At 68.2% G+C, this 13,665-nt stretch carries 16 protein-coding genes; 8 read left to right on the top strand and 8 right to left on the bottom strand.

The annotated features are described in order from the left end of the window. Positions 1-175: 175 nt before the first annotated feature. A complete protein-coding gene (locus ACGFNJ_RS19865) occupies positions 176-1,120 on the top strand; it encodes a MaoC family dehydratase N-terminal domain-containing protein (protein WP_393449803.1) in 945 nt (314 codons plus the stop codon). Between the two features lie 6 nt (positions 1,121-1,126). On the opposite strand, the gene ACGFNJ_RS19860 is transcribed toward ACGFNJ_RS19865, so the two are convergent. Continuing rightward, positions 1,127-2,158, bottom strand: coding sequence for an LLM class flavin-dependent oxidoreductase (locus ACGFNJ_RS19860; RefSeq protein ID WP_393449800.1), 1,032 nt, complete (start codon positions 2,156-2,158; stop codon positions 1,127-1,129). Positions 2,159-2,230: 72 nt separating this feature from the next. On the opposite strand from ACGFNJ_RS19860, the gene ACGFNJ_RS19855 reads away from it, so the two are divergent. Together ACGFNJ_RS19855 and ACGFNJ_RS19850 are read left to right on the top strand one after the other, a co-directional pair. Further along, a complete protein-coding gene (locus ACGFNJ_RS19855; RefSeq protein ID WP_393449797.1) occupies positions 2,231-2,974 on the top strand; it encodes an SDR family oxidoreductase in 744 nt (247 codons plus the stop codon). Between the two features lie 91 nt (positions 2,975-3,065). Further along, the gene (locus ACGFNJ_RS19850) at positions 3,066-3,503 is read left to right on the top strand and encodes a nuclear transport factor 2 family protein (protein ID WP_393449794.1); all 438 of its coding nucleotides are present in this window, start codon (positions 3,066-3,068) and stop codon (positions 3,501-3,503) included. Here the strand turns inward: ACGFNJ_RS19850 and ACGFNJ_RS19845 are convergent. Continuing rightward, positions 3,470-4,471, bottom strand: coding sequence for a GlxA family transcriptional regulator (locus ACGFNJ_RS19845; protein ID WP_393449791.1), 1,002 nt, complete (start codon positions 4,469-4,471; stop codon positions 3,470-3,472). The genes ACGFNJ_RS19850 and ACGFNJ_RS19845 overlap by 34 nt on opposite strands. A 97-nt stretch (positions 4,472-4,568) precedes the next feature. On the opposite strand from ACGFNJ_RS19845, the gene ACGFNJ_RS19840 reads away from it, so the two are divergent. Beyond that, a complete protein-coding gene (locus tag ACGFNJ_RS19840; protein ID WP_393449788.1) occupies positions 4,569-5,018 on the top strand; it encodes a hypothetical protein in 450 nt (149 codons plus the stop codon). Between the two features lies 1 nt (position 5,019). Here ACGFNJ_RS19840 and ACGFNJ_RS19835 read toward each other — a convergent pair whose 3' ends face one another. From ACGFNJ_RS19835 to ACGFNJ_RS19810, 6 genes are read right to left on the bottom strand one after another with little or no spacing between them, the layout of a single operon-like run. Next, positions 5,020-5,598, bottom strand: coding sequence for a TetR/AcrR family transcriptional regulator (locus ACGFNJ_RS19835; protein WP_393449785.1), 579 nt, complete (start codon positions 5,596-5,598; stop codon positions 5,020-5,022). 24 nt (positions 5,599-5,622) lie between these two features. Then, a complete protein-coding gene (locus tag ACGFNJ_RS19830; RefSeq protein ID WP_393449782.1) occupies positions 5,623-7,092 on the bottom strand; it encodes an FAD-dependent oxidoreductase in 1,470 nt (489 codons plus the stop codon). A gap of 12 nt (positions 7,093-7,104) precedes the next feature. Further along, the gene (locus ACGFNJ_RS19825) at positions 7,105-7,506 is read right to left on the bottom strand and encodes a carboxymuconolactone decarboxylase family protein (RefSeq protein ID WP_069160834.1); all 402 of its coding nucleotides are present in this window, start codon (positions 7,504-7,506) and stop codon (positions 7,105-7,107) included. Beyond that, a complete protein-coding gene (locus tag ACGFNJ_RS19820; protein ID WP_393449779.1) occupies positions 7,503-8,375 on the bottom strand; it encodes an NAD(P)-dependent oxidoreductase in 873 nt (290 codons plus the stop codon). The genes ACGFNJ_RS19825 and ACGFNJ_RS19820 overlap by 4 nt, the downstream gene beginning before the upstream one ends. Beyond that, positions 8,372-9,118 carry an SDR family oxidoreductase gene (locus ACGFNJ_RS19815; protein WP_393449776.1) on the bottom strand — a complete coding sequence of 249 codons (747 nt, stop codon included), beginning with the start codon at positions 9,116-9,118 and terminating at the stop codon, positions 8,372-8,374. Before ACGFNJ_RS19815 ends, ACGFNJ_RS19820 begins: the two co-directional genes overlap by 4 nt. A 1-nt stretch (position 9,119) precedes the next feature. Further along, positions 9,120-10,595 carry an aldehyde dehydrogenase gene (locus tag ACGFNJ_RS19810; RefSeq protein ID WP_393449773.1) on the bottom strand — a complete coding sequence of 492 codons (1,476 nt, stop codon included), beginning with the start codon at positions 10,593-10,595 and terminating at the stop codon, positions 9,120-9,122. 298 nt (positions 10,596-10,893) lie between these two features. Here ACGFNJ_RS19810 and ACGFNJ_RS19805 point away from each other — a divergent pair, with 298 nt between their 5' ends. The 4 genes from ACGFNJ_RS19805 to ACGFNJ_RS19790 are packed head-to-tail and all read left to right on the top strand — an operon-like array spanning position 10,894 to position 13,662. Beyond that, the gene (locus ACGFNJ_RS19805; protein WP_393449770.1) at positions 10,894-12,099 is read left to right on the top strand and encodes a cytochrome P450; all 1,206 of its coding nucleotides are present in this window, start codon (positions 10,894-10,896) and stop codon (positions 12,097-12,099) included. Then, the gene (locus ACGFNJ_RS19800) at positions 12,099-12,911 is read left to right on the top strand and encodes an SDR family oxidoreductase (RefSeq protein WP_393449767.1); all 813 of its coding nucleotides are present in this window, start codon (positions 12,099-12,101) and stop codon (positions 12,909-12,911) included. Before ACGFNJ_RS19805 ends, ACGFNJ_RS19800 begins: the two co-directional genes overlap by 1 nt. Further along, positions 12,908-13,114, top strand: a complete 207-nt coding sequence (locus ACGFNJ_RS19795) for a ferredoxin (protein ID WP_393449764.1) — start codon at positions 12,908-12,910, stop codon at positions 13,112-13,114. Before ACGFNJ_RS19800 ends, ACGFNJ_RS19795 begins: the two co-directional genes overlap by 4 nt. Next, positions 13,114-13,662, top strand: coding sequence for a nuclear transport factor 2 family protein (locus tag ACGFNJ_RS19790; RefSeq protein ID WP_393449759.1), 549 nt, complete (start codon positions 13,114-13,116; stop codon positions 13,660-13,662). Before ACGFNJ_RS19795 ends, ACGFNJ_RS19790 begins: the two co-directional genes overlap by 1 nt. The last annotated feature ends 3 nt before the right edge of the window (positions 13,663-13,665 follow it).

Raw genomic sequence — 13,665 nt, 5'->3', positions numbered from 1 at the left:
CACCAAAGGTGTTGCCATGGTTAGGTAATCGGCACAGCCCCCCGCATTTCACATTAGACGTGGCTCGACGTCACGCAGGTGTTCGTCACCAAACATGCCCCCGGAGAACCGTGAGATGTACAGGGAAGCAGCCGACTACCGAGCAGCTGGCCTCCGATGTTCGACGATGGTTGCCATGACACCGTCCGAGCAGGCCAGGGTCCTGATCGAGCATCGAGACGGCGCGACGGCGCCGTATGTCGTTCGCCGGTCCCGGATTCGTGAATTCGCCCGCGCCATCCAGGATTTTCACCCGGCGCACTGGAGCGCGGACGCGGCTGTCGAGCTCGGTTTCGACGGGCTGCTCGCGCCGTCGACATTCGCTTCCGCGGTTCTTGTCGGGTTGCAGCGCGATATTCTCGGTGCGCTGGTCGACAACTATGGCCCGTCTCGAATTCTGCACGTGGATCACATATTCGACTTCGGCAGACCGCTGGTCGCGGGCGATCAATTGACCTGTGCCGTCCGAGTGGAGTCCGGCCACCATTTCGCCGACTATCACGTGCTGACGGTCAAAGGCGCGCTCCTCGATCAGCACGGCATGGTGGTGCACACCGGGACGACCGCATTGCTGACCAGAACCGCCGACGACTGTGTACCCGGCCGACTTGGTCGCGCACGGTCATGCGACGAACTCACCGTCGTCGCGGACGACGAACCTGCCCGGACAGCCTGTCCCGCCCTAGCTTTCGCCGACCTGACGGTCGGCGCCGAGCTACCTGCGCGCACCATGCGCTTGTCCCACGACGACCTGCGGGACTTCGCCAGGGTGGTCGGCGAGCACGACGCGACCGATCCCGCGGTCGCCGCCGAGTCGTTGAAACTCGGCCTGGCCACGACGTTCTTGAGTTCCTGGCTGGGTGATCCCGTGGCGGTCACCCGGTTTCGTGCGCAGTTCGCGCCCTACACGCACTACGTGCGCATCCCGGCGTTCACCGCGAAGGCGATCGAGTTCCGCGGTCGCGTCACCGGGGTGGATCGACGCCGTCGACGAGCCACGATAGCGATCGACGCGACATCGGGCAGGCGCGCACTGTTCGGCTATGCCGCCGCGGAAGTGTGCTTCCCACAGGCCGATTGACCGCGGCTACACCGCCGCCCCGCTCCTGTCCGCGTCGGACGCGAGCAGTCCGGTCAGCCGCGCCAGCCTGCGATGCGACTCCAGGCGCGCGGCACGATCGTAAGTGCTTGTGTGCACCAGGATTTCGTCGGCGCCGGTGCGGGTGACGAGGTGCTCGAGCTGATCGGCGACCTCGTCCTCGGTGCCGTGGATGTGCCCGAGCAGCGATTCCTCGAAGATCCGGCGCTCCCGATCGGTCATGTCCAACGCCTCGATCTCCGCGGGCGGGATCAAGGTCGGGAACTCACCGCGGGTCCGCGAGTACGCGTTCGACCATGCCTCCGGCAGCAGCAGTCGGTGCGCCTGCTCGGTCGTGTCGGCGATGACGACCGAACCCGAAACGACCACATACGGTTCTGCGCCCCACACCGTCGCCTGGAACCCGGCGCGGTAGCGCTCGATCGCCTCGACCATCCGGTCTTCGCCACCCACCGCGGCGATCACCAGCGGCAGCCCGAACGCGGCGGCCCGGTCGGCGCCCGATCCGGTCGCCAGCAGAAACGCGGGCACCCGCAGACCCTCGGCGGGCCAGCCGTGCACCCCGTTGCGCCCGTGCTCGAAGTAGTCGAGCAGCTCGGCGAGCTGGGCATCGAAGTCCTCGGCATCGCGTTTGTCGTGGCCGAGCGCGCGGCGGACACCGTCGGTGAAGCCGACCGACCGGCCGAGACCCATGTCGATCCGTCCCGGATACAGCGACTCCAGCACGCCGAACTGCTCAGCGACGATCAGCGGCTGATGGTTGGGCAGCATCACCCCGCCGGTGCCGATCCGGATGCGGGTGGTCGCCGCCGCGGCGGCCGCCGCGAGTACTGTCGGCGCCGAGCCGGCCACGCCGGGCACGCTGTGGTGTTCGGACACCCAAAACCGGTGGTAGCCCCACTCTTCGGCGAGCCTGGCGAATTCGACGGTGTCGCGCAGCGCCGCGGAATGGGTCTGCTCGCGGCGGACGCGAGAGCGGTCCAGGATCGAGAACCGGACGGTGGGAAGTGCCGAGGTCATATTCCTGTCAACACGGCGCTCGGCTGGTGATTCCGCACTGCGTCCGAAGCCACACAGAAGGAGTAGTCAGGAGTGGATGTGGGAACAGTGATCGTCACCGGCGGCAGTCGCGGCATCGGCGCGGCGACCGCGCGCCTGCTCGGCACGGCGGGGCATCGCGTCTGCCTGACCTATCGCGCGGATGCCGCTGCGGCCGAGCGGGTGGTCGGCGACATCGTCGCGGCAGGCGGAGCCGCTGTCGCGGTGCGGGTCGACATGAGCGACCCCGCCGATATCGAGGCGCTCTTCGGCACCGCCGAACTCGGCACCGTCACCGGTCTGGTCAATAATGCCGCGACGCTCGAAACCCAGTGCCGGGTAGACGAACTCGCCGCCGATCGGCTGCACCGGATCATGACCGTCAACGTCGTCGCCCCGATGCTGTGCGCCAAGCACGCGATTCGGCGCATGTCGACCGCGCACGGCGGCGCGGGTGGCGCGATCGTCAATGTCTCGTCGGCGGCGGCCCGGCTCGGTGCGCCGGGGGAGTACGTCGACTATGCGGCCAGTAAGGGCGCGCTCGACACGTTCACCCGCGGTCTCGCGGTCGAAGTCGCGGCGGAGGGCATCCGGGTCAACGCGGTGCGGCCGGGTTTCATTCACACCGACATGCACGCCGACGGCGGCGAGCCGGGCCGCGTCGATCGTCTCGCGCCGAGTCTGCCGATGCGTCGCGGTGGGCGGCCGGAGGAGGTGGCCGAAGCTATTGTTTGGCTACTATCGGAACGGGCCTCGTACGTCACCGGCACCTTCGTCGATCTGGCGGGCGGAAGGTGAGGCCAGTCACTAAACGAACGATCGGTCGTAAATTCTGGCTAGCCTGACAGCAGACCCATACGGTTCCACTTCTTGGAAAGGCGTGATGGCGATGGCAGACGACGACCGTGAGCAGAAGATGGCGACGATCGAGAAGTTCTACCAGCTCAGCTCGGTGAAGGATTTCGAAGGCTTCCTGGCGCTGTGCACCGACGACGTGCACATGTCGATCCCGTACCAGCTGCCCGGCTTCCCGAGCAGCGCCGACGGCAAGGATCAGATTCGCCAGACCAGTTCGGCAGTCGACCGGTACCAGCCCTATGCGATGTGGGCGACCAAGATCGAGCCGATGCTCGACCCCGACAGCTTCCTGGTCGAATCGAAGGGCGACATGGTGGTCGAGGCTACCGGAAGGCCCTACCGCAACGACTACCTCAACATCTTCCGGTTCCGCGACGGCAAGATCTGCGAGTGGGTCAGCTACCACGACCCGGTCAGGCAGCTCGTCGCGTTCGGCTACACCGAAGTTCCGGTGCCTGCCGAATCCTGATCGGCTGCGGGATCGCTGTCCGCGTAGGCGGCTCGGAACCGCGACGGCGAGGTGCCGTACCGGTCGATGAACGCCTGGCGCAGGGTTTCGGCCGAACCGAATCCGCACCGGGTGGCGATCCCGGCGACCGGCAGGCGGGTGCCTGCCAGGAGTTGTGCGGCGGCCTCGGTCCGGGAGCGGCGCACGAAACGGCCGGGCGCCCGGCCCAGCTCGGCGACGAACAATCGAGTGAGATGTCGTTCGCTGACACCGATTTCGGCCGCAACGCGCTTCGCGGAGAGGTCTTCGTCGAGGTGGCTGTTGATATAGCCGACGGCTCGGCGCACCAGGTCGTGATCGGCAGGTGGTGCGGCGACGAACATGCTCATCTGTGCCTGATTGCCCGGTCGGTGCAGGTAGGTCACCTGCGCCCGGGCCACCTCGCGGGCGACCGCTGCGCCGTGATCGTCCTCGATGAAGGCCAACGCCAGATCGAAGGCACTGGTGACACCGGCGGCCGTGGTCACGTTGTGCTCGCGGATGTAGATCGGGCCTGCGTCCATGGTGACATTCGGATACTGTGCGGCGATCCGATCGGCGAAGAGCCAGTGCGTGGTGATCCGCTTCCCGTCGAGTAACCCTGCGGCGGCGAGGATTTCGGCGCCGGTGCACACCGAGGCGACCCGCCTGCTCTCGGCGGCGAGCCTGCGCACGTGGCCCGTCACGCGCGCGTTGTCCGCAGCGGCGCGACTGCCGAAGCCGCCGCTGACGATCAGGGTGTCGAGCGGTCCGGTGAGCCGTTCGAGGCTGTGCTCGCCGCGCAGCACCAGGCCGGACTGGCAGGCGATGTCGTTGCCGCCCGGCGTCGCGAGCCGCACCCGGTACTGCGGCGCGACACCGATCCGGTTCGCCACATACAGGCTGCTGGAGACGCCGGAAATCTCGACGAGCTCGCTGTCGTGGTATCCGACGATGACGACTTCACGCACCCATCGAGGGTACGTCGAATGACAGGGATCCCAAGTTTTCGGACATCCCTGATGGCAGTGATTGTGCGGTCGCGGGCGTGGCGGGCACGGTGACGTCATGGTCTCTGAAACAACGCGGGTGGTCCCGCCGCCGGACAACGCTCTGGTCGCTGTCGTGAAACGCCGATGGCCGACGCTGCTCGGCATCGGCGTGGTGCTCGCCGCCGCGGCGGTGCGGCCCGAGGGCTCGCGGTTCGCCATCGTTGCGCTCATCGCCGCGGCCGTCGCCTACCCGCTCTTCGGCATCTACCGGCGTCATCTGCACGGCCGAAATGTGTTGCTGGCGCAGGCGGTAGCGCTGCTCGCCTTCGTCGGTCTCGCCGCGGTCGTGCTGTTCGTCGACGACCCGCTCGGCCGCGTTCTGCTCGCCGTCGGATTCCTCGCGCACGGTGCGTGGGATGTCTGGCACCATCGCGCGGACCGGATGGTGCCGCGCTGGTACGCGGAGCTCTGCGCCGTCGTCGATGTCCTCGCCGCCGTCGCGCTGGTGCTCGTCCCGCTGGTGTGAGCTAGCGGAGCAGGAGCAACGCGGACTTTTCGATGCGGTCGGCGATCTCCGAGTACGACGCGTACCCCATCCCGGCCCGCACGAGCGCGCCCGCGTACAGCAGCTCCAGCGATTCGACGATATCGAGGTCCGGATCGGGCCCGAGCGCCTGGATGATCCGCTTCCGGATCTCTGTCCCGATACGGCCGCGCAGGTGCACCACATCGGGATCGCGGCCGAGCAGTGCGCTGTTGACCGCGCCGGACAGCTCCTGCTCGTCGGCCACCAGCAGCGCGATGGTGCGCAGCTCGGCGACGACGCGGACGGTCGGATCCGCGTCCTCGCTCGCCGGCGACGGCGCGGAAATCAAACGCCGCCAGAAGATCTCGGCGACCAGATGCTCCTTCGAGGAGAAGTAGGTGTACGCGGTCGCCGTGCCGACCCCCGCCGCCGCAGCGACCATGCGGATGGTCATCCCCGCGAATCCTTCGCGGGCAAGCACTTCCACCGCCGCCCTGGTGAGCTTGTCGACGGTGTCGGCCTGCTTGCCGGACAGCCTGCGGCGGGTCGCCTCGACGATGACGGACTCGGGTTCGGACATGTGTCTGGATGCTACTCGGGCCGGTCAGTTCTTCGCCGCGGCGATACCGGCCCGACGGCCGTAGAAACTGCCGTCGCCCAGCGACGCTCCGCTCACGTAGCCGCCCGCGCACAACCCGGAGGTACAGCGCCCCGCGGCGAACAAGCCGGCGATCGGCGCGCCGGAGACGTGCAGCACCCGGGAATCGAGATCGGTGCGCAGCCCGCCGAGCGTGAAACCCGCAGTGAACCCGCGCATGTCGAACGCGGCGAGCGGACCACGCAGTGGCCGAACCCATTCCGGCTTCTTGCCGAGCAGCGGATCGATGCCGTCGCCCGCGTGCAGGTTGTAGCAGTCGACGGTCGCTTGCAGCGCGAGCGTCGGCAGGCCCATGTCGTGTTCCAGTTCCGCCACCGTCTCGGCCGCCCAGGTCGGCGGCTGCCGGAAGAACGGCGTTGCCGTTTCGGTGGCGAGCCCCGCCTCGTAGGAGGCCTCATCGATGACCAGGAATGCCTGGTTTTCCTGCTGGATCAGCGCCGCCTGCCCGATCCGGCCCGGATAGGTGTCCTCGGCGATGAACCGCTGGCCGCGGCCGTTGACCAGGATGCCGCGGGCCATCAGCTGCGGGTCGCCGAAGAACGCCACCTCGGTCGCGTCCATGTGCGCGAGATCGGCGCCGAGCGCCTGGGCGACCCGGATGCCGATGCCGTCGTGTTCCTCGATGGCCGCGGCAGGACGACCGATCAGCCGTGGTGCGTAACCCTCGATCATCTGCTGGTGGTAGGCGAAACTGCCGGTGGCCAAGACGATGCCGCGTTCGGCCCGGATCGCGACCTCGGTGCCGTAGCGGCGGGCGAGCACGCCGACGACGCGCTCGTCGTCGTCGACGACCAGCCGGGTGATCCGCAGGTCGTATTCGACACGGACGCCCAGCGATTCGGCGGTCTCGGCCAGCGGCTTCATCAGCATGTAGCCGCCGCTCTTGCGCCCGATCTTCTTGTCGGCGAACTGCGGAACATGCCCGCGCGGCGCCGGTTTCGCGATCGCGTTGAACGGCGCGGCGTTCTCGCCGCCGGAATACATCAGCCCCTCGTCGTGCGGCGGCTCCCAGCCGGGCTCGCCCCAAAAGGCCTCGCGGAACGGCACACCGCAGGCGACCAACCAGTTGTAGTGCTCGACGCTGCCCCGGCAGTAGTCGGCGATCTTGGCCTTGTCCACGCCGGGGCCGAGGGCGGCCAGCAGGAACGTCTCCATGTTCTCCGGGGTGTCCTCGAAGCCGAGCGCCCGCTGCAGCGGCGTCCCGCCGCCCAGATAGATGAAGCCGCCCGCCATCGCGGCGGCGCCGCCCCAGCCGCCGGTGCGTTCGAGGATCAGCACCTCGGCGCCCGTGCGCGCCGCTTCGATCGCGGCGCACACTCCGGCGATACCGTAGCCGGCAACAACGACATCGGCCTGGTGGTCCCACTGTGCGATGGTGCTCGCGCGTACCGGGCGAAGGGTGCTGGCATCAGACATGTTTCGGGTCCTTCACTCGGTCGGTGCGGTCTGCTGGCGGGCTTGCTTCTTCTGCTGCGCGACAATCGTGCCGACGAGCAGGTCGAGTTTGGTGCCGTTCGGCCACCCGACGTAGTGGCAGAGGAACACCGCGATCTCGTGCAATTGCTCCTCGGTGAGTTCTTCGTTGCGCAGCGCGGCGCCGATCTGGATGCCCGCGGTGTCGATGGCGCCCTGCGCGGTGAGCGCCCCGAGCAGTAGCAGCCGTCGATCGCGGATGGACAGCGCGGTTCGTGACCAGATGTCAGCGAAGAGATGATCGGCGGTGACGGCGAAGTGGCTGCCGGGGTAGTCCTGGAACTCGGTGCCGTACACCTCGGCCATCTTGGCCAGTCCGCGTTCGCGCACGGAATCGCCGGAACCGTTGTCACTCATGGGGATTGCCTTTCCGAGAGCGGTACGCCGAGGCCGGGCCCGAGGTGGTGCAATGCGAGTTCGGCGAGGGGGAGGGGGACGTCGAGGCGGGCGCCGAGTTCGAGCGCGAGGGCGAGGTCTTTCTCACCGAGGTCGCGGACGTGGCGCAGGATCGGCAGCCAGAAGTCGCCCTGCTCGATGGGCGCGGTGCGGTCGCGCAGCATGATCGCGCCAGGCCCGCCGGTGACGGCATCGGAGTGCCGCACCACCTTGCCCAGCGTGGTGATGTCGAGTCCGGCTGCCTCGGCCAGCCGCTGTGCCTCGGTGGCCGCGGTGAAGGCGATGAAGTGGAGGAGGTTGCGCGCCAACTTCATTCGGGTGCCCGCGCCGACCGGCCCCGCGTGCACGATCAGGTCGGCGAAGCAGCCGAACGGCGGTCGCACCCGCTCGAACGCCGCGTCGCTGCCGCCGACCAGCACGGCGAGCGCACCCCGTTGCGCGCCCGGCGCGCCGCCGCTGACCGGAGCGTCGACGAATTCGACGCCGTGCGTGGCACATTCGGCGCCGAGCTGCTCGGCGGTGCGGTCGCTGATGGTGGAGTGCACCGCGACAACGGTTTCCGGTGCGGCACTGCGCAAGACGCCGTCCGGGCCGGTGAGCACGTCGCGCACCTGGGCGTCGTCCACCACCGCCACCGAGACGACCGCGGCCTGCGCGGCCACCTCGGCAGGCGATCGGACGGCGGTGGCGCCTGCCTCGGTGTAGGGCTGCACCGCTTCGGGCCGGACGTCGCAGACCGTCAGGCCACCGGGCCATGTCAACAAGCGGGTGGCCATGGGCGCGCCCATGGCGCCGAGCCCGATGAAGCCGATTCGTGCGTCGCCCGTCACCGGAACACCTGTCCGCCATCGACATTGACGATCTGCCCGGTGACCCAGCTCGCCTCGTCGGACAGCAGATACAGGCATGCGCCGACCAGATCCTCCGGTGTCCCCATGCGTTTGAGCGGCAGCCGTTTGATCATGTCGTCCACGATGACGTCGGGGGTGACCGTCTTGGTGGCGTCGGTATCGATCGGACCCGGCGCGATGGCGTTGATCCGGATGTTCGAGCCGCCGAGCTCGAACGCCAGCTGCTGGGTCAGGCCGTTGATGCCGACCTTCGCGAGGCCGTAGAAACTGGCGTACATCCATGCTGCGGTGGAGGATTGGTTGACGATGGAGCCGCCGTTCTTACGCATGTGCGGCCATACGGCGCGGGTCATGTTCAGAGCGCCGTCCATGTTCACGCTCATGAACTTCTTGTAGTAATCCCACGGCACGGTGAGCAGCAGGTTGACTTTCATCTCGCCGTAGATCGCGGCGTTGTTGACCAGGTGGTCGATGCCGCCGAACTCGGCGACCGTGAATGCGGCGAGGGCGGCGGCCGATTCGGGATCGGCGACGTCGACAGCGCCGAACACCGCGGTGCCGCCGTCGGCGCCGATCTTCGCGACGACCTCCTGTCCGCGCTCGGCATTCTTGTCCGCGACAACGACATTCGCGCCCTCGGCGGCAAGGGCCGCGGCGTAGACGGCGCCGATGCCCTGTGCCGCGCCGGTGACGATGACGGATCTTCCTGCGAATCGGGCCATGTCAGTGCTCCTCTTGTCCCGCGGTCGCGATCAGCTTGGTTTCCAGGTATTCCTCGAACCCGGCCACGCCCATCTCCCTGCCGATGCCGGACTGCTTGTAGCCGCCGAACGGGGCGTCGGCGGAGTACCAGACGCCGCCGTTCACGCTGAGCGTCCCGGTGCGGACACCGTTGGTGACCCGGCGGATCCGTTCAGGGTCGGTGCCCCACACCGAGCCGGACAGGCCGTAGGGGGAGTCGTTGGCCAGCCGGATCGCGTCCTCGTCGCCGTCGTACGGAATAACGACCAGCACCGGTCCGAAGATCTCTTCCCTGGCGACGGTCGCGCTGTTCGAAACGCCCGCAATGAGTGTCGGCTCGACGAAGAAGCCGCGCTCGAGGTGCGCGGGCCTGCCGCCGCCGACCACGATGCGGCCGCCTTCGGATCGCGCGATCTCGAGATAACGCTCCACCCTGGCGCGCTGCCGTGCGGAGATGAGCGGCCCGCACACCGTGCGCGGGTCGGTGGGATCGCCGGGCCGGATGCCCGCGAGGGTGGCCGCGGCCGCCTGCACCGCCTCGTCGTACCCGCTGCGGGACACCAGGAGCCGAGTGGTGATCGCGCAACCCTGTCCGGCGTGCACGCACACCGAGAACGCCGCCACCCCGCAGGCTGCGGCGATATTCGCGTCGTCGAGCACGATGAACGCCGACTTGCCGCCGAGCTCGAGGAAGGCCTTCTTGAGTGTTGTTGCCGCGCTGCGCATCACGGCACGACCGGTCTGGGTCGAGCCGGTGAAGCTGATCAGGTCGACCCGCGGATCCTCGGTGAGCTGAGCGCCGAGCCCGTGGTCGGAGGAGGTCACGATGTTCACCACGCCTGCCGGAATATCGGTTTCCTCGGCGATGATCGCGCCGACCGCCGCCGCGCAGCCCGGGGTATCGGGAGCGGGCTTGAGCACCACGGTATTTCCGGCGGCGAGCGCGGGACCGAGCTTGGCGAAGGTGATTTGATGCGGGAAGTTCCACGGCGTGATCGCGCCGACAACGCCGACGGGTTCGCGACGAAGCACCCGTCGAGTCTTGATGCCCATCGGCTGCGCCACACCGAGATCGGTTTCCCAGCAGTAGGTTTGGGCAAGCTCGGCCGAGTAGGCGAGGTCGGCCACCGGGCCGTCCAGCTGCGGTCCGCGGGTGAGCATCGCCGGTGCGCCCGCTTCGGCGATGGTGAGCGCGCGCAGGTCTTCGAGGTGCGCGCCGAGCGCGGTGCGCAGTTGTTCGAGGCAGTGGGCGCGGAAGGCGTGCTCGCGCGACCAGTCCGTGTCGTCGAAGGCGGCGCGGGCTGCGGTGATCGCCGCGTCCATATCGGCCGCGTCGGCGTTCGCCGCGTGTCCGATGACCGCTTCGGTCGCCGGGTTCACCGTGGCGAAGACGCCGTCCGCCCCCTCGACCAGCTTGCCGCCGATCAACAGCCGGGTGCTGGGCAGCAGGCTGGTCATGCGTTGCTCCGATGCTGTCTGGACACGTGTACGGAATATAGTCTCGGCCCGTGATCTGGCGCAAGAACGCGTTCTAACACAGCCATTCTCGACGACGCGGGTGCTCGCTGGGTGGAAAATCTCGGCGGTTTCCGTGCGAGCTGGCCGCGTAGTGCGCAATGGTGTTGGTAATCCAGCGGAACCATTGTCGGAGGTGTGGGCCGATGGTACCGTCCAGACACATGTCCAGTTATGTGTCTCCCATGGTGATCGCCCCCGGTCGTTGCCTGGAGAACGTGTTCTCGATTGTGGGGTGTGAGTGGTGACAGCCGCAGTGGAACCCTTGGTGTTCGATCCCTACGACTACCGGTGCCACGAGGACCCGTACCCGATCTATCGCCGGTTGCGCACCGAGGCGCCGCTCTACTACAACGCCGATCGGGATTTCTGGGCCCTGTCCCGGCACGCCGACGTCACCGCGGGATTCCGGGACAGCGCCCGGCTGTCCAGCGCCAACGGCGTCTCGCTCGATCCGGCCGCCTGGGGCCCGCACGCGCACCGGGTGATGTCGTTTCTGGCCATGGACGATCCGCGGCACCTGCGGCTGCGGCGGCTGGTCTACAAGGGCTTCACGCCTAAGCGCGTGGCCGAAATGCAGGACCGGATCAAGGAATTGACCATGTCCTACCTCGAACCGGCACTGGCCGAAGGGACTTTCGACTGGATCGAGACGGTCGCGGGCAAGCTGCCGATGGACGTCATCTCCGAGCTGATGGGCGTGCCCGCTGCCGATCGCGTCGAAATCCGTAGGCTGGCCGATCTGGTGGTGCATCGCGAGGACGGCGCGCTCGATATTCCTGCTGCCGCCGTCGAAGCCTCGATCACACTGCTCGGCTACTACACGGAGATGCTGGCCGAGCGCAGGCGGCGACCGACCGCCGACCTCACCTCGGCGCTGCTCGACGCCGAAATCTCCGGTGACACACTGACCGACGAGGAGATCATCGGCTTCCTGTTCCTGATGGTCGTGGCGGGCAACGAGACCACGACCAAGCTGCTCGGCAACGCGCTGTACTGGGCGGCGAAGAACCCGGGGGAGTACGCCAAGGTCGCGGCGGAACCGACCGCTGTGCCGGACTGGGTCGAGGAGACCCTGCGCTACGACACCTCGACGCAGGTGCTCGCGCGCTCGGCAACCGTCGACCTGGACTATCACGGCGGCACCATCCCCGCGGGGGCGAGGGTGCTGCTGCTGATCGGCTCGGCCAACCGTGACCCCGCCGTGTTCGCCGACGGCGACACCTATCGGATCGACCGCGCCGACACCGCCGGGCTCGCGAGTTTCGGTGCGGGCGTGCACTACTGCCTCGGCGCGCATCTCGCCCGGCTGGAAGCCGGTGTCGCGCTGCGTGAGTTCGCGGCGCGGGTGCGCGGGTACGACGTCGTCGACGCGGGGATCGTGCGCGTGCATTCCTCGAATGTGCGTGGCTTCGCGAAACTTCCGGTCACGGTGGAGGTGCGCTGATGCCCCGGTTCCCCGCCCACCCGCCGCGCAGGCCGGTACTGGTGTCGGGCGCTTCGTCCGGCATCGGTGCCGCCACCGCCGTTGCGCTCGCCGAGCTCGGGCATCCGGTCGCGCTCGGCGCGCGCCGCGTCGAGCAGTGCGAGGAGCTCGCCGAGAAGATTCGGGCCGACGGCGGCGAAGCCTTCGCGCAGCGACTGGACGTCACCGACGCCGGATCGATCGAGGCATTCGTCGTTGCCGCCGAAAACACGCTCGGCCCCCTCGAGATTCTCGTCTCGAGCGCGGGGGACATCGAGTTCGCGCCGGTGCACGAGATGGACCCGGAGCAATTCGCGCAGCAGGTCCAGGTGCACCTGCTCGGTGCGCACCGGCTGGTACACCGCCTGCTCCCCGGGATGCTCGAGCGGCGTCGCGGCGATGTCGTGCTGATCAGCTCCGACTGCGCGGTCGAGCCGCGGCCGCGCACGGGTGCCTACAGCGCGGCTAAAGCAGGCCTGGAGGCGATGGCGATGCAAATGCGAATGGAACTGGAGGGCACCGGTATTCGCGCCTCGCTGGTGCGTCCCGGACCGACACTCACCGGCATGGGCATGAACTCGACCCCCGAGGTCGTCGGGCCACTGCTCGGTGCCTGGCGGGACTGGGGATTCGTGCGGCACTCCAACATGCTGCGCGCCCGCGACCTAGCGGCGGCGGTGGTCGCGGTGGTGTCCACGCCACGTGGCGCCCATCTGGTGCTCGTCGAGGTGCAACCGGAGGCACCGCTGCGGGAGCCGGAGGAGCCGAAAGACGAAGGCGGGAGCGCACAGTGAGAATCGTCGCCGATCTGGACCTGTGTCAGGGCCACGCCGTGTGCCAGGACGAGGCGCCGGGCGCGTTCCACGTGCCCAAGCGGGGAAAGGTCGAAATCCTCGTGACGGCACCGGATCCGGCCGCCCGCGCGGACATCGAGCGCGCCGTCGAATACTGCCCGACCAGGGCGCTGTCGATCGAGCCGACGGAAGGGGCACGGTGATGGCCGGATTCGACCGCGCGGAGCTGGACGAGATGATCCGGCGCTGGGTGCTGGAGAACCAGCGCTGCGAGGCACAGGGCGACTGGAAGCCGCTGGCCGAGATGTACACCGAGGACGCCAGCTACGGCTGGAACTACGGGCCGACCCAGGAATTCATGGCGCTCGGCCGCGACGAGATCCGCGAACTCGCGCTCGGGCAGGAGATGCAGGGCCTCGACGGGTGGACCTACCCGTACCAGGAGTTCGTCATCGACGACCGCAGCGGCACCGTCATCGGCTTCTGGAAGCAGGTGTCGGAGGTCAAACGCCCGGACGGGCAACCCTATTCGCCCGAGGGTATCGGTGGCAGCTGGTTCCGGTACGGCGGCGAGTTCCAATGGTCTTGGCAGCGTGACTTTTTCGACTTCGGCAACGTTTCGCACATGTTCATGGCGATGATCAGCGCGCAGGCGCTGTCCGAGGGCATGCGGCGGCGGATGGAACGCGCGGTCGCGGGCCCGCTGCCCGGGTGGTATCCGATCGGCCAGGCACCGGCCACGCTGTGGTGACAC

The organism is Nocardia sp. NPDC049149, from assembly GCF_043197455.1.
In the GTDB taxonomy this organism is placed as follows: Bacteria; Actinomycetota; Actinomycetes; order Mycobacteriales; family Mycobacteriaceae; genus Nocardia.
This window is presented reverse-complemented; position numbering and strand designations above follow the sequence as displayed.

What these genes read in the sequence shown, in the direction of transcription:
- ACGFNJ_RS19865 (WP_393449803.1), top strand. Translation starts at nt 176, where the DNA reads ATGACACCGTCCGAGCAGGCCAGGGTCCTGATCGAGCATCGAGACGGC.
- ACGFNJ_RS19860 (WP_393449800.1), bottom strand. Translation starts at nt 2,158, where the DNA reads ATGACCTCGGCACTTCCCACCGTCCGGTTCTCGATCCTGGACCGCTCT.
- ACGFNJ_RS19850 (WP_393449794.1), top strand. Translation starts at nt 3,066, where the DNA reads ATGGCAGACGACGACCGTGAGCAGAAGATGGCGACGATCGAGAAGTTC.
- ACGFNJ_RS19840 (WP_393449788.1), top strand. Translation starts at nt 4,569, where the DNA reads ATGGTCTCTGAAACAACGCGGGTGGTCCCGCCGCCGGACAACGCTCTG.
- ACGFNJ_RS19835 (WP_393449785.1), bottom strand. Translation starts at nt 5,598, where the DNA reads ATGTCCGAACCCGAGTCCGTCATCGTCGAGGCGACCCGCCGCAGGCTG.
- ACGFNJ_RS19830 (WP_393449782.1), bottom strand. Translation starts at nt 7,092, where the DNA reads ATGTCTGATGCCAGCACCCTTCGCCCGGTACGCGCGAGCACCATCGCA.
- ACGFNJ_RS19825 (WP_069160834.1), bottom strand. Translation starts at nt 7,506, where the DNA reads ATGAGTGACAACGGTTCCGGCGATTCCGTGCGCGAACGCGGACTGGCC.
- ACGFNJ_RS19815 (WP_393449776.1), bottom strand. Translation starts at nt 9,118, where the DNA reads ATGGCCCGATTCGCAGGAAGATCCGTCATCGTCACCGGCGCGGCACAG.
- ACGFNJ_RS19810 (WP_393449773.1), bottom strand. Translation starts at nt 10,595, where the DNA reads ATGACCAGCCTGCTGCCCAGCACCCGGCTGTTGATCGGCGGCAAGCTG.
- ACGFNJ_RS19800 (WP_393449767.1), top strand. Translation starts at nt 12,099, where the DNA reads ATGCCCCGGTTCCCCGCCCACCCGCCGCGCAGGCCGGTACTGGTGTCG.
- ACGFNJ_RS19790 (WP_393449759.1), top strand. Translation starts at nt 13,114, where the DNA reads ATGGCCGGATTCGACCGCGCGGAGCTGGACGAGATGATCCGGCGCTGG.